The sequence below is a fragment of the Pikeienuella piscinae genome, from assembly GCF_011044155.1.
GTDB lineage: Bacteria > Pseudomonadota > Alphaproteobacteria > Rhodobacterales > Rhodobacteraceae > Pikeienuella > Pikeienuella piscinae.
Genome location: NZ_CP049056.1, coordinates 1,957,999 through 1,976,566 on the forward strand (window position 1 = coordinate 1,957,999; position 18,568 = coordinate 1,976,566).

At 63.9% G+C, this 18,568-nt stretch carries 15 protein-coding genes and 1 pseudogene; 12 read left to right on the forward strand and 4 right to left on the reverse strand.

Annotated features, from left to right (window positions below; translation table 11 throughout):
• The first annotated feature begins 158 nt into the window (after positions 1 to 158).
• The 7 genes and pseudogenes from G5B40_RS09495 to G5B40_RS21200 form a co-directional block, all read left to right on the forward strand.
• Entirely contained in the window at positions 159 to 698 is a 540-nt protein-coding gene (locus G5B40_RS09495) for an amino acid synthesis family protein (protein WP_165097870.1), read from the forward strand.
• 16 nt (positions 699 to 714) lie between these two features.
• Positions 715 to 1,590: a 2-hydroxy-3-oxopropionate reductase gene (locus tag G5B40_RS09500; RefSeq protein WP_165097873.1), complete on the forward strand. Its 876-nt coding sequence runs from the start codon at positions 715 to 717 to the stop codon at positions 1,588 to 1,590.
• Positions 1,591 to 1,675: 85 nt separating this feature from the next.
• Positions 1,676 to 2,821 carry a TRAP transporter substrate-binding protein gene (locus G5B40_RS09505; RefSeq protein WP_165097875.1) on the forward strand — a complete coding sequence of 382 codons (1,146 nt, stop codon included), beginning with the start codon at positions 1,676 to 1,678 and terminating at the stop codon, positions 2,819 to 2,821.
• An 88-nt stretch (positions 2,822 to 2,909) separates the two neighbouring features.
• Entirely contained in the window at positions 2,910 to 3,482 is a 573-nt protein-coding gene (locus G5B40_RS09510; protein ID WP_165097877.1) for a TRAP transporter small permease subunit, read from the forward strand.
• Positions 3,479 to 5,380 carry a TRAP transporter large permease gene (locus G5B40_RS09515; RefSeq protein WP_211907439.1) on the forward strand — a complete coding sequence of 634 codons (1,902 nt, stop codon included), beginning with the start codon at positions 3,479 to 3,481 and terminating at the stop codon, positions 5,378 to 5,380. The genes G5B40_RS09510 and G5B40_RS09515 overlap by 4 nt, the downstream gene beginning before the upstream one ends.
• A gap of 13 nt (positions 5,381 to 5,393) precedes the next feature.
• Positions 5,394 to 6,680 carry a glycerate kinase type-2 family protein gene (locus G5B40_RS09520; protein WP_165097879.1) on the forward strand — a complete coding sequence of 429 codons (1,287 nt, stop codon included), beginning with the start codon at positions 5,394 to 5,396 and terminating at the stop codon, positions 6,678 to 6,680.
• A gap of 449 nt (positions 6,681 to 7,129) precedes the next feature.
• Positions 7,130 to 7,544: pseudogene (locus G5B40_RS21200) on the forward strand (transposase); the annotation flags it as partial.
• Positions 7,545 to 7,687: 143 nt separating this feature from the next.
• Here G5B40_RS21200 and G5B40_RS21205 read toward each other — a convergent pair.
• The gene (locus G5B40_RS21205) at positions 7,688 to 8,584 is read right to left on the reverse strand and encodes a transposase (RefSeq protein ID WP_246209789.1); all 897 of its coding nucleotides are present in this window, start codon (positions 8,582 to 8,584) and stop codon (positions 7,688 to 7,690) included.
• Between the two features lie 53 nt (positions 8,585 to 8,637).
• Between G5B40_RS21205 and G5B40_RS09535 the strand changes: the two genes are divergently transcribed.
• Both G5B40_RS09535 and G5B40_RS09540 read left to right on the forward strand, forming a co-directional pair.
• A complete protein-coding gene (locus G5B40_RS09535; RefSeq protein WP_165097885.1) occupies positions 8,638 to 10,824 on the forward strand; it encodes a tetratricopeptide repeat protein in 2,187 nt (728 codons plus the stop codon).
• Between the two features lie 36 nt (positions 10,825 to 10,860).
• Positions 10,861 to 11,820, forward strand: a complete 960-nt coding sequence (locus G5B40_RS09540) for a hypothetical protein (RefSeq protein ID WP_165097887.1) — start codon at positions 10,861 to 10,863, stop codon at positions 11,818 to 11,820.
• On the opposite strand, the gene G5B40_RS09545 is transcribed toward G5B40_RS09540, so the two are convergent.
• Complete coding sequence (locus G5B40_RS09545) at positions 11,813 to 12,142, reverse strand: nucleotidyl cyclase domain-containing protein (RefSeq protein ID WP_165097889.1); 330 nt, start codon at positions 12,140 to 12,142, stop codon at positions 11,813 to 11,815. The two genes, G5B40_RS09540 and G5B40_RS09545, sit on opposite strands and share 8 nt — an antisense overlap.
• Positions 12,143 to 12,461: 319 nt before the next feature.
• On the reverse strand, positions 12,462 to 12,932 hold the full coding sequence (locus tag G5B40_RS09550; RefSeq protein ID WP_165097891.1) for an Lrp/AsnC family transcriptional regulator: 471 nt from the start codon (positions 12,930 to 12,932) through the stop codon (positions 12,462 to 12,464).
• 668 nt (positions 12,933 to 13,600) lie between these two features.
• On the opposite strand from G5B40_RS09550, the gene G5B40_RS09555 reads away from it, so the two are divergent.
• The 3 genes from G5B40_RS09555 (at position 13,601) to G5B40_RS09565 (ending at position 16,512) form a co-directional block, all read left to right on the forward strand.
• Complete coding sequence (locus G5B40_RS09555; RefSeq protein WP_165097893.1) at positions 13,601 to 14,782, forward strand: diaminopropionate ammonia-lyase; 1,182 nt, start codon at positions 13,601 to 13,603, stop codon at positions 14,780 to 14,782.
• A 501-nt stretch (positions 14,783 to 15,283) separates the two neighbouring features.
• Positions 15,284 to 15,427, forward strand: coding sequence for a hypothetical protein (locus G5B40_RS09560; RefSeq protein ID WP_165097895.1), 144 nt, complete (start codon positions 15,284 to 15,286; stop codon positions 15,425 to 15,427).
• Positions 15,428 to 15,891: 464 nt separating this feature from the next.
• Entirely contained in the window at positions 15,892 to 16,512 is a 621-nt protein-coding gene (locus G5B40_RS09565) for a hypothetical protein (RefSeq protein WP_165097898.1), read from the forward strand.
• A gap of 997 nt (positions 16,513 to 17,509) precedes the next feature.
• On the opposite strand, the gene G5B40_RS09570 is transcribed toward G5B40_RS09565, so the two are convergent.
• Positions 17,510 to 18,565: an amidohydrolase family protein gene (locus G5B40_RS09570; RefSeq protein ID WP_165097900.1), complete on the reverse strand. Its 1,056-nt coding sequence runs from the start codon at positions 18,563 to 18,565 to the stop codon at positions 17,510 to 17,512.
• Positions 18,566 to 18,568: the final 3 nt, after the last annotated feature.

Here is an 18,568-nt window from a genome sequence, read left to right on the forward strand (position 1 = left end):
GCCGCTGCCGCCGAGCCAAGAGTGAATCGTGTTCTCGACACAGCGTCGAGCCCGGACTTTTTCAGCAGCCTGTTAAAGTGGACGTCATGCTTGACATGAGTGGACGCGCTGTCCACTATCGGACACGGTGCAACACAATTTCGGGAGTGAACGCTGTTATGACACTGACGATTCGCAAGGTTTCCATCTTCCAGGAAGATGTGAGTTACGATCAGCGGGAACTTTCCCGGCCGTTCCGACATGTCATCGTCGCAGCCGTGATCAAGAACCCGTGGGCCGGCGAGGGCTTTGTCGAAGACCTCAAGCCGAAGATCAACGAAGTTGCGCCGAAGCTGGGCGAGCTGCTTGCCAACCGGGCGGTTTCCATTCTCGGCGGCGCGGATGAAGCCCAGTCATTGGGCAAGGCGGCGGCCGTCGGTCTGGGCGGCGATTACGAGCACGCCAACGCGCTCATCCATACCACGCTTTTCGGCGATCCCTGCCGCAAGGCTGTCAACGGGTCGGCATGGATGGTGGGCAACCAGAAGGTGGCGCCCACCGGGCTGACCCTCGAATTGCCGATGGCGCACAAGGTAGATGCCAAGGATCAGACATTCTATCACACGATCCCGATCTTCATTCCCGACGCTCCCTTGGCTGACGAGATCGTCGTCGCGGTCGGGATGGCATCCGGCCCCCGCCCGAACGCCCGAATCTGAACTAGGGAGCCACCCAATGAAAATAGCCTTCATCGGTCTTGGCATCATGGGACGACCCATGGCGGCCCATCTGCTTGATGCCGGACATGAACTGACCGTTTACGACATTGCTGCGATCCCCGAGAACATCGCCGCGCGCGCTGCGACCGCGGGCAGCGCCAAAGAGGCTGCCGCGAAATCCGACATCGTGATCCTGATGGTCCCCGACACGCCGCATGTCGAGGCGGCCCTCTTCGGTGAGAATGGCGCGGCCGAGGGCCTGTCGAAGGGCAACATAGTGGTGGACATGAGCTCCATCTCGCCGTTGGCGACCAAGGATTTCGCCAAGCGCATCAACGACCTTGGCTGTACATATCTTGACGCGCCCGTATCTGGCGGCGAGGTCGGCGCCGAGAATGCGTCGCTAACCATCATGGTGGGCGGGCCCACCGACACGTTCGAGACCGTCCGGCCGCTTTTCGAGACCATGGGCAAGAACATCACCCTGGTCGGCGGCAACGGCGACGGACAGACCTGCAAAGTCGCCAATCAGATCATCGTCGGGCTGACGATCGAGGCCATCGCCGAGGCGCTGTTGTTCGCCGGCAAGGCGGGTGCCGATCCCGCCCGGGTGCGCGAGGCGCTGTTGGGAGGCTTCGCATCGTCGCGCATCCTGGAGCTGCACGGCCGCCGCATGGTCGAGCGGACGTTCGATCCGGGCTTCCGGATCAACCTTCATCAGAAGGATCTCAACCTCGCGCTGACCGGCGCGCGGGAATTGAACATGGGCCTGCCCAACACAGCGACGACACAGGAACTCTTCAACGTCTGCGCCGCCCACGGCCATGTCGGCAAGGATCATTCTGCACTGATCCTCGCGCTCGAGGAAATGGCCGGTTTCAGCATCGAATAGACGGGCCGGGAAACGGCCTGAACCGCCCGCCTTCCGCCCGTCCCGGGCGGGGGCGCCCCGCAACGACAAGTGGAGGAGATTTGTCATGGGAAACGACACGGAGAAAGTGAACCGGACGGCCGCGCGCAATGGGCTGTCGCGGCGAAAGATGATGGCGGGGCTGACCACCGGCGCCGTCGCCACCACGCTGGGCGCACCGCATATCGCACACGCCCAGGAAACCCGCACGCTGCGCCTGCAAAGCACCTTTCCCACCGGGGACATCCAGCACCAGTTCGCGGTCGATTACGCCGAAAAGGTCGATCAGATGTCCGGCGGGCGTCTCAAGATCGACGTGTTGCCATCAGGCTCGGTGGTTCGGGCGTTCGATCTTCTGGACGCGGTGTCGGATGACGTGCTCGATGCCGGTTTCGGCATCATCGCCTACTGGTACGGCAGGAGCGCGGCGCTCGGCCTCTGGGGAACCGGGCCGGCCTTCGGGATGAACTCCAACCTCGTCTTGGCCTGGCACAAGTATGGCGGAGGCAAGGAATTGCTGGCCGAGATCTACAAGAGCCTGAACCGGGATGTCGTCTCGTTCCTGACCGGCCCGATGCCGACCCAACCGCTGGGATGGTTCAAGAAGCCGGTGACCAGCGTCGACGATCTGCGCGGGCTCAAGTTCCGCACCGTCGGGCTGGCGATCGACATGTTCGAGGAGCTGGGCGTTGCCGTCAACGCGCTGCCGGGAAGCGATATCGTACCGGCGCTCGATCGCGGCGTGATCGACGCGGCCGAGTGGAACAACCCTTCCAGCGACCGGGCCCTCGGCTTTCCCGACGTGGTCAAGAACTACATGATGCAGAGCTATCACCAGGCCACGGAGCAGTTCGAGATCCCGTTCAGCGGCAAGACCTATCGCTCGCTGTCGCCCGACCTGCAGGCGATCCTGAAATTCGCCGCCGAGGCATCCGCCGCCGATATCAGCTGGAAGATGGCCGACGTGTATTCGACGGCCTACAAAGAGTTGCAGACCGAAGACGGCGTGAACGTCTATCGCACGCCGCCCGAGATCCTGCAGGCGCAGCTCGAAGCCTGGGAAAGGGTCGTCGAAAAGAGGTCGGCGAACGATCCCATGTTCACGCGGGTCTACGAATCGCAGCGCGAGTTCGCCAAGCGCGTGGCCGGATGGGATCTCGATACCAACCCCAACCGGCTGCAGGCCTACAACTTCATGTTCCGCAACGGTTGAGGCGCTGAATCCGCTCATTCCCGCGTGCGAAGAACCGGCGGCAGGGCGATGAACGTATCGTCGTCCTGCCACCGACCGGAGGAGGAACATGCTTCGTCTCGTCAGATTCATCGACCGCCTGAGCAAATGGGTCGGAAGGCTCGCCGGCTGGCTCATCGCCGCGCTGACATTGTTCATCACCGCAGAGGTGTTCTCGCGCTACGTCCTGCTAGAGCCGCATGCCTGGGCGACGGACGTGCAGATCATGCTTTACGGCTCCATGATCATGCTGGGCGGTGCGTTCACCCTGTCGCAGAACGCCCATGTGCGTGCCGATCTCATCTATGCCGCGCTTCGCCCGCGGGCGCAGGCGAGCATCGACCTCTCGCTCTACCTGCTCTTCTTCTTTCCCGGCATACTGGCGCTCGTCTATGCCGGTTTCTTTTTTGCTGAGCAGGCGTGGATCATCGGTGAGCGCTCGTCGATCATGGCCGACGGGCCGCCGCTCTTTCCGTTCAAGGCGACAATCCCGGTGGCGGGATTCCTGCTGACGCTCCAGGGGCTGGCCGAAGTCCTGCGCTGTATCATGTGCCTCATCAATGGCGAATGGCCGCCCCGCGCGGTGGACGTCGAGGAAGTGGACGTCGACAAGCTCAGGAAGATCGTGGAGGAGAGCAAGTGAGCCCCCGCAACGACGGCACCGGCACGAAGAAGACCGGCTCGTTCCCCCGCGGCTATCTGGGCGGTGCGCTCGCGCTGATCGCGCTGCTGGTGGCGGGCTACGTGATCCTGCCGGACCTTGCCAGCTGGCCGCGCCCGCAGCTCGGGCTGCTGATGCTTGGAATGATGGTCGGGATCATCCTCCTGGGCTTTCCGGCGGCATTTACTCTGATGGGGATGGGCGTGATCTTCATGCTGATCGCCTATGACGGGGATGTTGGCAAGACGCTGAACCTGACCGTTCAGCGCGCCTACAAGATCATGACGAACGACGTGTTGATCGCCATCCCGCTGTTCCTGTTCATGGGCTACCTCGTCGAGCGGGCGAACCTGATCGAGCGCCTGTTCCAGAGCCTGCACGTGGCGATGGCGCGCGTGCCGGGCGCCCTGGCCGTGGCGACGATGGCAACCTGTGCGCTGTTCTCGACCGCAACCGGCATCGTCGGGGCGGTGGTGACGCTGATGGGGCTGCTGGCGCTTCCGGTGATGCTGCGGGCCGGCTACAGCGAGAAGCTGGCGGCGGGATCCATCGCATCGGGGGGGTGCCTCGGCATCCTCATTCCGCCGTCCATCATGCTGATCGTCTATGGCGCGACCGCCAGCGTCTCGATCGTCAAGCTCTACGCCGGCGCGCTCTTTCCCGGTATCCTGCTGACCACGCTCTACGTGCTCTACATTACCTTTCTGGCCAAGTTTCGGCCCGATACCGCGCCGCCGCTGTCCGAGGAGGACCGCAAGGTCGAGCTAACGGGCAGCGCGCGGCTGTTCGTTCGCTCGGGCTCGCGCAACCCGCTGGCCGCCCTCTTTTCGGCAAAGGCCTGGCGCGCGGTCCGCGGGGGCAATCTCTTTGCCGTGGGGCGTTACGCCTTCGTCGTGTTGTTGCCGCTGCTTCTGAGCATCGGCCTCGTCGTCGGGGCGTATGGCACGATCAGCGATCCGGCGGCCGTGGTTTCCGCGCCGCAACCGCTCGGCTTCAAGACCACCATCGACTATAATGCGGGCACTGTCGGCGGCGCCAAGACGCCTGGCGCGGCAACACCGTCCAAGGCGCCGACGGCGGGAACATCCACGGGCGCCGCCGATGTGGGGGAGACGCTCGCCGACCAGATGGAGATCCCGGCATGGTTCTGGATCGTATCGCTCGTCACCCTGGGCGCGATAAGCCTTTACTACATCTTCCTCGATTTCCGCCGGGTCGAGACGTTCCGCCTGCTGCTCGGCTCGGTATTTCCGCTCACCTTGCTGATTGTCGCGGTTCTGGGATCGATCGTCTTCGGTCTTGCGACACCCACCGAGGCGGCCGCCCTGGGCGCGTTCGGCGGGTTCCTTCTGGCCGTGGTTCACAGACGGCTCAGTTTCTCGCTGATGAAGGAATCGGTATCGCTGACCGTCAAGTCCTCGGCGATGGTCTGCTGGCTGTTCGTGGGGACGTCGATCTTCTCGGCGGCCTTCGCGCTGCTGGGCGGAAATCAGCCCATCGAGGCCTGGGTTCTGAGCATGGACCTCTCGCCGTTGCAATTTCTGATCTTCGCGCAGCTTATCATCTTCTTCCTGGGCTGGCCGCTGGACTGGACCGAGATCGTCGTCATTTTCGTCCCGATATTCCTGCCGCTGCTGCCGCATTATCATATCGATCCGCTCTTTTTCGGCATCCTGATCGCCGTGAACCTGCAAACCGCGTTCCTGACGCCGCCGATGGCGATGGCGGCCTTCTACCTCAAGGGCGTCGCGCCGCCGCACATGAAGCTGACTTCGATCTTCCTCGGGATCATCCCCTTCGTCGGAATCCTGCTGTTGACGCTGATCTTGTTGTACATCTTCCCCCAGATTGCGATGTGGCTTCCCTATAAAGTCTATTAGGAGCGCGCCTGCCATGGAGAATCGGAACGAGGCGGCCTTCGCGCTGCTGCGCCGGATGTTCGATGCCGCCGTCGACGTCGCCAGATCCGCCGACGGGATCCGGGCGGTCCTGCCCGCCCCGCCCAAGGGACGCACATTGGTGATCGGCGCCGGCAAGGCCGGGGCGACCATGGCACGGGCGGTCGAGACCATGTGGCCCGGCCCGCTGTCGGGCGTGGTCGTGGTGCCGGACGGCTATTCGGATGAGACCGGGACGATCGAAATCGTCGAGGCGAGCCATCCCGTTCCAGACCGACGGGGCCTGGCGGCAAGCGAACGAATCCTCGCCGCCGTGGAGGGGCTGACTGCGGATGACATGGTCCTGTGCCTGATTTCCGGGGGCGGCTCGTCTTTATTGGTGGCGCCGGCGGCCGCGATCGGGCTGGACGACAAGCAGCGCATCACGTCGGACCTGCTGCGCTCGGGGGCCACGATACACGAGATGAACTGCGTGCGAAAACACCTCTCGCGTATCAAGGGCGGACGGTTGGCCGTGGCATGCCAGCCTGCGCGCGTCGTCTCGTTCATCGTTTCCGATGTTGCCGGCGACGATCTCAGCACCATCGCTTCGGGGCCGACGGCGCCCGACCCTTCCACCTCCGGCGAGGCCCTTGCCATTCTGGAGCGCTATGACGTGGCGGTCGACGGTGCGGTGCGCCGCTGGCTGCAAGCTGCGGAATCCGAGACGCCGAAAGCCGATCATCCGGCGTTTCACGATGTTGCCAATCATCTCGTTGCGACGCCTTCGCTGGCGCTTCTCGGGGCGGCGGATGTGGCCGAGGCCGCAGGGTATCCGGCGGTCGTTCTGGGCGACGTGATCGAAAGCGAGGCCCGCGAGGCCGGCCGGGTTCTGGCGGGGATCGCCTGTGCCGTCCGCGCAGGCACCAGTTCCCTGCCTCGCCGCTGCGTCCTCCTTTCAGGCGGTGAAACCACGGTCACGGTAACCGGAAAGGGGCGGGGAGGGCGCAACCGCGAATTCATCCTCGGCCTAGCCCTAGGGCTTGCCGGCGCCGATGGAATCCACGCCTTGGCGGCGGATACCGACGGCAAGGACGGCGCCGGCGATATCGCCGGTGCGATTGTCGGGCCGGACACGTTGAGGCGCGCACGGGAATTGGGGCTTGATCCCCATCTGGCGCTGAAAGACAACGATGCTGGACCATTCTTCGATGCGCTCGGTGATGCGTTGCACACCGGACCGACCTTTACCAATGTCAACGATTTTCGCGCCATAATCGTTGATCCTGGCCTGGCATCCTGACCCGGCCAAGGTTCGCCAGAGGTTTCGGCCCCGGCTTCTTTTCGCTCACATCCGGCACGTCATCCGCCATCTTGCAAGCTCCTGAAAACCTTCGGTCCTTTTCGAATCAGACTCTCGGATATCAGGCATGAGCCTGTGGACCTTTCCTGCGGGTGTTGTCATGTAAGGATGGCTCCGTTTGCGCAAGGGTTGATTTGAGCTGATTATGATCGTGCGGGTGCGGTCATGTGTGCGCGGTGCTTCTGACCGCTAGCCTTGATGAAGTCCGCTTGTCGGGTCTCAGGCACATTATCGAGCTGTATTGCCCTGGCGACACCTTGGGGTGTCCCTTCGGCGGTCCCGTTTGATCATCATCACTCTCAACGACCCTTGCATCTCGTCGTGGCGCCGGTGGAACGCTGAACCGCCCCGGGTTTGTCGGAGGCTCCAACTCTTGAAAGGATGGAGCTATGGGGGCCAAGAAAACATCCGAGACGTGTTCGCCTGAGATGCGCGAGCGCACCGTTTGGATGATTCTGGTGCACCAACATGAGCACGAGTCGCAGTGGGTGGCGATCTGCTCGACTGCGGCGAAGATCGGGCGCCGCAGAGAAACGCTGCGCAACTGGGTCTGGCAGGTCGAGCGGGACCAAGGCTCGCGACCCGGCGCCACTACGGAAGAGCGGGAGCGCATGAGAGCGGTAGAGCGAGAGAACCGCGAACGGCGACAGACCAAAGAGATCCTACGAAAGGCTTCTGCATATGTCGTCCCTCTCGGTCATTGCTTCGCAATCACCGAGAGGGCAGCGGGAGGGAGCGCGACCGCCCGTTCAAGCGATGTTCGCGCTCATCGACGATCATCGCAGCGTCTACGGGATCGACCCATGCGGTTGGTTCCGCAGAAGAGCTTCCTTCCTCGAGAAAATCTCGAAGCGCGCAAAAGACGTTCCGGGCGACCATCGCGTCGCAGCAATGATAGACGCAGGTTTCTCAGCCGAACCCCGCGGGTCTTGACCGCCGCCAGTGCCTCACATGTCCGCCGAGAGATCAGGTCGCGCTCCCCTTCGGCGATGAGCGCGATGATGCCGACGGTGAGATCGTTCGCCGCCGGCATGCCGCACCCCGAGCGCCCGCACCACGGCTTGCGCGATCGGGACCGAGACCGTGCGCTCGCCTTCGCGCATCGCCACCTCACGGTACGCCTCGTCGAGGATGATCGCCTTCAGGCGTTCGGGTTGCGCGCCCGATGCGATCGCTTCGACGATTGACGGAGCGAGCCATGCAAGCCGGAGAACCTGAGCGACCCTGCGCTCGACCTTGTTGCGCTGCTTGTAGCGGTCTTGGTCGTATTCGACCGACTGTTTGCGGTTCTCGCGGCCAGGAATGCAGGGCTCGATGCCCAGACCGGTCAACGCCTGGCGGAACCAGCCGCTGTCGCAGCCTCTGTCCGCGATCAGCACGTCGGCGTCCGGCAAGACAGGAAGCACGGTCGCCGCGCCGCGATCGTCGCTGACCTGACCTTCGGTGAGCAGCAATATCAAGGACTTGCCGTCCCCATCGCACACCGCGTGCAGCTTGGAGTTCAGGCCGCCCTTCGTGCGTCCGATGCGCCGGGGAAAAGCCCCTTTTTGAGCAGACTGGCTGCAATCCGATGAGCTTTCAGGTGAGTGGCGTCGATCATCACCGTCTCGGTCGCTACACTCCCCGCGGCCAATGTCGTGAAAATCCGATCGAATACACCCGCGAGGCTCCACCTGATGAACCGATTGTAGAGCGTTTTGTGCGGACCATAGAAGGAGGGCGCATCGCGCCACATCAACCCGCTCCTGATAACGTGGCTGTCCGCCATGTCCGGTCTCCTTAATGGCGAGTATCGCTCTCAAGCGGCCGGAACCAAACTGCGACAGGTCCAGTTTCTCCGGCATGCCGGTGGGCTGCGTCTTGACGTTAGCGTTCGCGATGGCGTCTGCTCGCCGTGATGACGAGTTCGCCCACCGCCCGGATTTTCTTTTCCTACGCCCGCCGGGACAGAGAGGCCGCCGACAGGGTGTTCGCCGCGCTCGAGGCGGCCGAACTGACGGTCTATCGCGACACCGAGCAGATCCTGCCCGCCGAGGACTGGCGCGGACGGCTCGAAGGGCTGATTGCCCGATCAGACGGAGTCCTCTTCGTGATGTCGCCGAACTCGGTGCGCTCCCCTGTCTGCGCCTGGGAGGTGGAGGTCGCCTCGCGCCTCAACAAGCGGATCGTTCCGGTAGTGATCGCCGATATTGGCGACGCCCTGGTTCCGGAAGGGCTTGAGCGGCTCAACTACATCTTTGCGACGCCGGCGCATGACTTCGACGCCGCCATCGCGAAGGCCGCCGAAGCGACGACCACGGATATCGACTGGGTGCGAACCCACACCACCCTCGGCGAGCGCGCCGAGGAATGGGCGGATGCGGGCTGCCCCCGCCGGTCGCGAATCCTCCGGGGCGACGAGCTTTCCGAAGCCGAGGCGTGGATCGCGGCCCAACCCGCCAACGCCCCGCCGCCGACCTCGAAACATCGCGCATGGATCGCCGTATCTCGGGCGGCGGCGACCCGTCGCCAGCGTTCATGGCTGATCGGCGCGCTGGCCGTGGCGGCGCTCTCGGCGGGCCTTGGCGTCTGGGCGGAGCTCAATCGCCGCATCGCGTCGGAACAGCGTGACCGCGCGGAGCTCATACTCGACCGAGGCAGCCAGACCGCCAACGATCTCGTCTTCGATCTCGCCCGGCGCTTCGGCGACCGCGAGGGCGTGCCCCAGGACCTCGTGCGGGACATGCTGGAGCGCTCGCGCGAACTGGTCGACAGGCTGGCCGTCGCCGGGGAGGATCGCCCCGACCTTCTGCGAAGCCGGGCTGCCGCCCTTGCGGAGATGTCGCAGACCCTCGCGCGACTGGGCGAGAATGAGGCCGCGCTGAACGCTGCTGGCGACGCTCTGGAGGCGTTCGAAGCACTGATCGCCGCAGACCCCGGCGAGCCGCAATGGCGAATGGACCGGCTCGTGGCGCTGGATCGGCTCGGCGACATCCGCCTCGCGCTCGGCCTCGAAACCGAGGCGGAGGAGGCTTTCGACGCCGCGCTCGCCTCGGCCCGCGAACTGGCCGGACAGCGCCCGGACGACGCCGCGCTGAGAGGTAATCTTGCGGTCGCGCTGGAGAAGACCGGTCAGATGGCGCTGAACGCCGGCGATGCTGCGAAAGCGCGGGCATCGTTCATGGAGGCGCTCGCGTTGCGCCGAGCGGTGAGCGGTGACCCGCACAAGAGAGATTCTCGCGGCGTCGCGGTGCTGCTCGAACGGCTGGGCGATGTGGCGCTGGCGGAGAACGACCTGCGCGGCGCGCTGGCATTCTACGGGCGCAGCCTTGTGGCGGCGGAAGCGCTGGCCGAGACGGCGCCGCAGGATACGCTTCTCGCGCGGGATCTCTCGGTCATTCACCAGAAGCTGGGCGACCTGTTGGTCACGGAGGACGATCTTGAGACGGCCGTCGTTCATTTCGAAGCGGACGCCGCCATCGCGAGGCGCCTGCGACAGGACGACCCGGCCCGGCTGGAATGGGCGCGGGACCTCGTCATTTCGGATGACCGGCTTGGTGTCGTGCGGTGGAGCCTCGGAGACGCCCCCGGCGCGGTTGAGGCGTTGGCGCGGGCCCATGATCTGGCGCGGGAGGTGGCGGCGGATGCGCGCAGTGACCGCGCTGACAAGGATCGAGCGGCCCGGATGGCGCAGAAACTTTCGCTTGCCGAGGCTGCGGCCGGCGACTCGCAGGCGGCGTTGCGCACCGCGCGGACCGGCGCGGACGATCTGCGCGGTCGCGTGGGAATGGAGGGGGAGTTGGCGGCCGCGCTGAACAATGTCGCTTGGTTCAGCCTGCTCTCGAACGACCCCGCAGGAGCGCTCGCCGCGGCGGAAGAAGCGCTCGCGCTCGATCCGGAAGCGGAAGCTTTCAAGCTCAACCGCGCGCACGCCCTGATGTTCGCCGGAGACGCCGATGACGCGCGCGCCATCTATCTGGACTCGGCGAATTCCGATGAGTGGAGAGACATGGTGGATGCGGATTTCGAGACGTTCAGGGCGAACCGACTGGAAACGCCGCTGATGACGGCAGTAGAGACGGCGCTCGACGCCGGAGGGAAATGATCCGATGAACCAGAGTGACGGGAGCGGAGACAGAAGATGAAATTCAAGATCATGGCGGGCGCGGTCCTGCTGGCCTTTACCGGTTGCGGCGCCGATTCGGCGCGCGCGGACGATGATCTCTACGAGGGTTATCTCTGGTCCGTCTTCTTTGAGGCCGGCGCCCGAGGGCCCGCCATCGCCGATAGCGGCGATTTTCCAGTCGTGCTGACCGATGTCGCCTCCCAGCGCCAGCTTGGCTTGATGGAGGCGAATTACGGCCCCTATGCGGGCGAAGAAACGCTGAAGAACAAGTGTTTCTATTACGGCGACGGCGGCGGACTTCTATCCGTTTCGGACGAATTCCTTGGCCGCTACCGCGCAGGGGGCTTCACGCTCGACACCCTTTGCATGGCGCTCGTATCGGGGATCACCCACGATCCGGAGACGGGCGCGCGCCTCGCCACCGTCCAGATGGCGAACGTGGAACAGCTTTCGCAGCCCGACTATCTCGGCGAGCCGGGGCCGCTGAGCCAGGAATACCCGGTTGAGATTCCCGCCTGCTTTAGGAACGGCGCGCCGCTCTCTGATTGTGCATTCAACTTCGATCCATGGTCCGGCGCGCGGCTGACCGCTGAGGAGGCGGGCCGGGTCGCCGCCGCGGGAGCGCGCATTACCGAGAGGCTCCAGGCCCTCCTCGCCGCCGGCAAATTCGCCAAGCCGTGCGCGCCCGGCGCCAACGCCGATTTCGACGACAGCTGCTTCAGCGACGTGGAATCCCCGTCGGGCTATCGCGGCCGCGCCTACAATGTGGGCGCAGTGTATCCGGACCTCTTGCCCCTCAACGGCTTTTACGTGTTCTCGGACGCTTACGCGCTTGGCTTCGCCTACTCAATCGGGGCCGACGGCGCGGCCGGACCCTCCGCCTCCATGGAGAGCGTGCGCCTCGCCGTCAGCGGCAAGAACCGCGCGACAAGCGCGCGTCTCAAGACGCTGCAGGTCGTCGCCTCGGCTAAGTGACGGCGGACGCAGTCTGAGGCCCCCTCGGCACAGGCAGAGGGGACGGCTGCCGCCTTAGCCGATAAAGACGGAAACGTCCGTATTTCTTCGCCGTGTCGCGGGCGCCGACATATTCGGCGGCGGCAGGGCTTTCTGGGTCCAGCGAAAGGGCCGCGGCGAACTCTTCCGAGACAAAGACGCGGCCCTCGGTGGTGACCGGCTCGATGCGCGCCGCCCGCGCAACCGCCTCGCCGAAATAGTTGTCGACGCCGGTCACCGGCTCCGGCTGGCGGATCGCCATGTAGCCGGAGGTTGGGCGAACAATCGGGCGGAGGTCTCCCACCAGCCGACACGATAGCGGGAACGAAGGCGCCGGCGATTTCGCACGCCAGGATCAGCCCAGCAATTCCACGCGACCCACGCCGCCATCGACAACCAGTTCAGCGTCCAGCGCCACTTGATTTCCCGCCGCAGCCTGAAGGCCTTGCGGGCCGAGGCGTTCGCGGGATGGCGCGAGATCGTCGCCGCCTGAATTCCGCCAAGATCACATCGCCTGTTTCTGTGCAGTTAACGTGACAAAGCGTGTACCCGGTCTTCGAGCGCGTCACCTGGCTGGACACAGGCCGCATCTGGCGGCCACATGGATGACAGCCCAGCAGGCCTCAATCGAAGTCGGCGACATCAAGTGGCACGCTCAGCCGCATCTTGACCCGATCCATGACAACCGAGGTCTCGAACCTGCGGATATTCGGATTCTCGAAAAAGAAACGCTGTGTAAAGGCATCGTATTGCTCCATGGTCTTCGCTGTCACAATCAATATGAAATCGACACCACCGGTTACATATAGGCATTGCATGACCTCAGGCATTGCGCGCATCGATTCCTTGAATCCGTTGATGATATCGGGGTGTTCGCGCTCAAGGGTAACGCCGACGACCATCATCAATCCGCGCCCTACCGCGGCCGGGGACAACACAGCCACCTCGGCCTCGATCACGCCATCGTCACGCAGCCGCTTGATCCGCCGCTGACAGGCTGAAGGCGAGAGATTGACGAATTCGCTCAGTTGATCCGCCGTCAGTCGGCTGTTCTCCTGGATAAGTTCCAGAAGTTTCACGTCGAATGAATCCATCTGGGTTCCGAACTCCCTGGATAATCCCGTTCTTGAATGGCCGCACCAGCGGCGGCACGTCGAACTTTGCGCACGTCTCCGTTGCCCGAGGAAGGCGAGCGTCGTCACGCAGCCGGGCGGATGGCGAGGAAGTGTCACTATTCCATGAGACCGGGGAGCCGGGTCATGGAGGTCTTCTTTCGAACCCCAACGTGATTGCGAAAATTCCATCCTGCCAACAGAATGTTGGCTGAAATTCCCCGCAGTTGCCAGCCAAATCTCACCACATCAACGCCTCGTCCGGGCGAAGGTATGTCGTCATCACAACGTCCCTTGAACGAAATTCGCAAGCTTGCCGCCGGGTACGGGCGCATGCCCCCATGACCCAGTCTGCAAGGATCGACCGGTAAAGGCGGCTGTGATCTGTGACGCGATTTCACGGTCTGCGGTGCAACGGTCGGCCAGTTTCAGGCGGTTTCCGAGCCGCAGGACGGGATCGCTCGGCCATCGGCGCACCCGTTGCCGGCGCCCGTATGGCGATTTATCCTGAATTGGCCGCGAGATCGCGGAAATTCCACACCGGCGGGAAGACAATTGCCGAAATTCCCGCCGTTCGCCGCACTAACGTCACCCGAAATACCCGCGCGCGAACGGCGAACGCCGCGCACCTCATGCGATGGAGGCCCACCATGTGGCAGATATTCGATGAAGCCAGACTCGGCCATATTCACGTCAACGCGCGTCCGGGCGATGCCGCCGAAACCGTGATGACCCGTGACGACTTCGCACAGGCGGCTGCGGAGATCTCGTCATGGACAGGCTACTGTCCCACGCCCCTGCACCATCTGCCCGAACTCGCCGCCGCACTTGAACTGGGCGAAGTCCTTTTCAAGGACGAGGGGCCGCGCTTTGGCCTAGGCAGTTTCAAGGCGCTTGGCGGCGCCTATGCGGGCCTTCTCGTCTTGCAGCGGGAATTAAGTTTGCGGCTCGACCGCCCGGTCTCGACGCATGAAATCCGCGATGGGTCGCTGAGCGCCGAAATCGCACAGATTACACTCACTTCCGCGACCGATGGCAACCACGGCCGCTCCCTGGCCTGGGGCGCCCGGATGGTTGGCGCGCCGTGCCGGATCTACATCCACAAGGAGGTCAGCGAGGGTCGAGCGCAGGCGATGCGCGATCTTGGCGCCGAGGTCGTCCGCGTACTGGCCGACTACGACGAATCCGTGCGCGTCACCCGGAAGGAATCCGAGGAGAACGGCTGGTTTGTCGTTTCCGACACATCCTGGGAGGGGTATACGCAAACGCCGCGGGACGTGATGGCGGGGTATGGCGTGATGCTCGACGAGATCGCCGCGACGCTTCATGACCGTCCCACGCATCTGTTCGTCCAGGCCGGCGTCGGCGGCCTCGCTGCGGCGATAACCGCCCGGTTGGTGCAGAAGATGGGGCGGGGGACTCGCTACGTTGTCGTCGAGCCGGAACTGGCCGCCTGCATGTTCGCCAGCGCATCAAGCGGCATCGCCACGGCCGTGCCGGTCGAGGAAGAGACGCTGATGGCCGGACTTTCTTGCGGTGAGCCTTCGCCTGTCGCCTGGGAGGTGCTGCGCGAAGAGGTCGAGGATTTCGTAACCGTTCCCGAAAGCCTCGTCGGACCCGCGATGCGACTGGCCGCGCGTCCGCTCGGCTCGGACCCGGCAATTGCGGCCGGCGAGAGCGCAGTCTGCGGCCTTGCCGCGTTGATCGCCGCGGCCCGCCAACCCACCCTGCGCAAAGCCCTCGGGCTGAACGAAAGATCGCGCGTCCTGCTGATCGGTTCAGAGGGCGTCACGGACGCTGACATCTACGCCCAGATCGTGCGGACGCCGTGATGGGTGGTGATCGGCGCATCGCGGGCCCCCGACAGGCGCCCAATCGAGACCCCAGTCTGTCGCCCCTAACATCATGGGGTGGCAGAGGTTCTCGGCCTGCGACCGGGGTTTCACTTCGGCGCTGACTGGGGAGCCTGCGGCGCGCCGATCAACAACCAGTTCGCAGAGGAACGTCAGCACAGCCAGCCGGTCCATCGCAAACGTCGCCTTCCGCCCCGCCCGCCGAATTTTACTGTGTTTCTGTGGAGGGCGGTTAGCGGCGGTGCGCGATGCGGGAGGCCGGTCTCCAAAGACGAATTGCCAATCCGTTTCGCGATACTGCTGCGTCGGTCACGTCTGTCGGCGCGGGCGTCAGCGAAATCCGTGCGCATTTCCGCCCGCGACACCGGGCTTGCTCCGCACAGCGCGGCAAGACGGCGATCCCGTTTCTGTGCGGCGGCGATAAGGTAACGTAGACCCAGGACATTCGTCGGGCGCAGGCCATCGTGAAGGAGAGTGGCGGTGGAAGCAACGATGTTCGATCCGACCAAATCTCTGGTCGATGCGGAAATCCAGGCCGGGTTTGTCTCGGAGACGATCGCACCCGCCGACGTGCAGTTTGAGAGGGGCGACTGGAAGTGTTTGAGCGCGGACAGTCCGGCCTAGACATGACCTCCGTGGGCCAGACGCCGGACCGCGAGGCGCGCCTGCGCCCCGGAAGGAATACAACCATTGCGGTTCTTGGCCGCCAGAGCGTTTCTGCGGCTGAGGAGCGTGGCCTGAAGAGCCTGGCGCGGGACCCGCAGCTTGGCGGATATCCTCTCAAATACTTGAACTCGCCCTACTATCTTCGCTCTTCCTGTCATTATGGCGCTCGGATGGCGATGGTGCGGCGGCTGCGCCATAGTCGCATTTCGCATTTGCGAAGCGCTCAGATTTGCAAATCGCCAATATCCGGACGGCGGCGTGGCGCCCGCTCAGGTTGATCGCCTTCAGGTAAAATTACCGTCCCATTGCAAACCCTTAGGCGGCACACGCCCCGGTGGATGGACGAATTTCAATGCCCGCTCAGGTTTTGGCACGGCGTTTGCAACACACCCTGTATCGAAACCTTGTATCGGGACGGGATCATGAAAAGTTCAGTTGGTGTTCTGGGGTGTGTGGTCGGACTTCTCATGGGTGGGGCCGCGCAGGCGACGACGCTGCTCGAAGCGGATGTGAAGGGGGGCGAGTACAGCGCCGACTTCCGCGCGCCGACGGTGATCGAAGCCGGGATCGTCGCCTTGGAGGGAACCGGCGGGGCAAAGAGCGACGACTACTTCGTCTTCACCGGGCTCCCCTCGGGCGCGCAGGACATCACGCTGAGCTTCTTCGCTCCCGAGAAATACGGCTATTCCTACTCGGCGGGCGGGACGGTGCTCTTCGACAACGCGCCCTTCGACCACGAATGGGACGGCAAGAAGCTGAACAAGAAAGTCCAGATCGACTACCGTTCGCCGCGCCAGACGCTCACCCTGAGCCTCAACGAACGGTTCACCGGCTCGCTCTATCTCGCCCTGAACTTCACGCATGGCGCGGATCTGCGCTACGCGGTCTTCACGCCGTCGAACGGTTTCGATGGGCGGGACATCCCGAACGCGGCCGAGGGCGCGTTCCAGGCGCCGAGCCAGGTTCCGCTGCCGCCCGCCCTGCTGCTGCTTGGCACGGGCGTGCTGGGGTTCGTGTATCTGGGCCGCGTGCGCAAGGCCTGAGGCTTCTTCCGGGGTGTGGCCCGGCGATGAAGCTGCCGAATTGTGGGACTGACTGTGTGGGTGTGGAGCGAGGCGCGTATGTAAGCCTCAGGCTGTCTCCGGGGTGTGTGTGTTTCGCCCCGTCGAGAAGCCTCCCGAAGGGTCCGGCGCTGTGGGGCGGCCGGACCCTTCTCTTTTGCATGAAATATCGCGACCAAATGGAAAACCGTCAGCTTGGACCCACCGCGGCGCGCACTGGCTCATGAGCCCTGACAACGCCCGATCAATGATCGGGCGCTCGCGTGGGGACTACAATGAAGCCCGCCTTCACCCTGCGATTGCGAATTACACGCCGATAACGCTGATGAACGGCTCAGGCACGGTGACGCCGCCCCGAGCATAACCCCCGGCAAACCTCGAGCCGGGCGGGCCAAACGGTGACAGCGGCTCAAGGCGCCGGAAAACTCCAGCAACTGGTGATCCCGTGATGGATAGCGGAACAAGCGGGCGGGCGGCGCTGAGCGGAGACATGGAATTGGAAGCCCTTTCGGCGAGAGTTCGGCCATTCATGCGTCACTCGGCGCGGCGCTCCGCCTACTGACGATGGTGACGTGGAGCGTGGGCGACACCGTCGAGCCCAAGCGACGTCTTGCTGTAGCGGAAGGGATTCTCGCGTGCCGTCAAACGGCCGAATGGGGGCGGATTCCAACCCGTGTCATCGGCGCCGGAAAAGCCCACTGCGAGGGTCCCGAATATCCGGAAGTCGCTGCGCGTCGACCTCGCAGGAGGCGCGGAGGGCGCGCACTGATCGCAAGAGTCAGGGCGCGAAGCCGCTCGGCATAATCAAGCGATAGCGCGGCCTGGCCGCCATTTCCCCCGATATCCGCCAGAGCGGGTCGCGTCAGATAATCATCCGTCTGGCTAATTCCTGAAGACCGCAGGCTCCGCCACCCTCGACGCGTCGACGCGAGATGATTGCGCGAACGGCTTCACAAACCGAGGAAATGCTCCGGCGCGGTCATATTTTCAGTAACCGGCGCGCGTTGGTTTCCATAATCGCCTGTTTGTCGGCGTCGCTGATCGATTGATTTTCGGTCAGGATCCGGCGCGGCTGCTCGCACCCCATATCGAAACAATAGTCGGACCCCAACAGCACTCGATCGGCGCCGACGACATCGATCAGATACTTCAGCGCAGATGCGTCGTGTGTGATCGTGTCGTAGTAGAATCGGCTGAGATATTCGCGCGGGCTGCGCTCGAGGTGCTTGCACTCTGCGCGCACGCGCCAGCCATGCTCCAGACGACCGATAAGAAACGGGAAAGCCCCGCCACCGTGAGGCAGCACGATGTCGAGATCGGGAAAACGGTCGAGAACGCCGCCGAACACGAGGTAGGCCGCGGCGATGGTGTTATCCATCGGATTGCCGAGCAGATTTGAGAAGAAGTAATCTTTCAGCCTGTCCTCCATGCCGATGACGTTCAGCGGATGCAGAAACACCGGCAGGCGCAATTCCGAAAGGACCTCATAAACCGGCCAGAACGCCACGTCCGCGAGCTCCCGGTCAAGGATGCAGGTGCCCAGATAAACGCCCTTCATGCCGGGCATGGCGGCGATGCGCCGGGCCTCCTTGATGGCGAGGTCCGGCTTCTGCATCGGCAGCGTGGCGAGACCGTAGAGCCGTTCGGGATGCTTTGCGTGCGCCTCGGATAGGCTGTCGTTGAACGTCACGCACAATTTCTCCGAGAGCGCATCGTCCGCCCAATAGGCCATCGGCTGGGTAAGAGACAGAGCCTGGGCCTGAACGCCCTGACCGTCCATGGCCGCGATCCGAAGGTCGAGGTCGATGAACTTCGCCTCGATTGGCCCGGCATGCAGCGGCGGCGCCTTTACGACAGGGCCGGCATCCGTGCGCTTGAAGTTGGCGCCGCACTCCTCCCCTTCTCGCTCGATGAGATCGAGGAACGCGTCGGGGTAATAGTGGGCGTGAATATCGAAGGCGGACGTCCGGGCGATATCGCACCCCCGACATTGACAGGTTGCGGCATGCCCGCCGCGGGCGGTTTTTTCATTCATTTG

Coding starts and splice junctions, on each gene's coding strand:
- G5B40_RS09520 (WP_165097879.1), top strand. CDS start 5,394: ATGGAGAATCGGAACGAGGCGGCCTTCGCGCTGCTGCGCCGGATGTTC.
- G5B40_RS09565 (WP_165097898.1), top strand. CDS start 15,892: ATGAAAAGTTCAGTTGGTGTTCTGGGGTGTGTGGTCGGACTTCTCATG.
- G5B40_RS09510 (WP_165097877.1), top strand. CDS start 2,910: ATGCTTCGTCTCGTCAGATTCATCGACCGCCTGAGCAAATGGGTCGGA.
- G5B40_RS09540 (WP_165097887.1), top strand. CDS start 10,861: ATGAAATTCAAGATCATGGCGGGCGCGGTCCTGCTGGCCTTTACCGGT.
- G5B40_RS21205 (WP_246209789.1), bottom strand. CDS start 8,584: ATGCCGGAGAAACTGGACCTGTCGCAGTTTGGTTCCGGCCGCTTGAGA.
- G5B40_RS09495 (WP_165097870.1), top strand. CDS start 159: ATGACACTGACGATTCGCAAGGTTTCCATCTTCCAGGAAGATGTGAGT.
- G5B40_RS09535 (WP_165097885.1), top strand. CDS start 8,638: ATGACGAGTTCGCCCACCGCCCGGATTTTCTTTTCCTACGCCCGCCGG.
- G5B40_RS09550 (WP_165097891.1), bottom strand. CDS start 12,932: ATGGATTCATTCGACGTGAAACTTCTGGAACTTATCCAGGAGAACAGC.
- G5B40_RS09500 (WP_165097873.1), top strand. CDS start 715: ATGAAAATAGCCTTCATCGGTCTTGGCATCATGGGACGACCCATGGCG.
- G5B40_RS09555 (WP_165097893.1), top strand. CDS start 13,601: ATGTGGCAGATATTCGATGAAGCCAGACTCGGCCATATTCACGTCAAC.
- G5B40_RS09570 (WP_165097900.1), bottom strand. CDS start 18,565: ATGAATGAAAAAACCGCCCGCGGCGGGCATGCCGCAACCTGTCAATGT.
- G5B40_RS09505 (WP_165097875.1), top strand. CDS start 1,676: ATGGGAAACGACACGGAGAAAGTGAACCGGACGGCCGCGCGCAATGGG.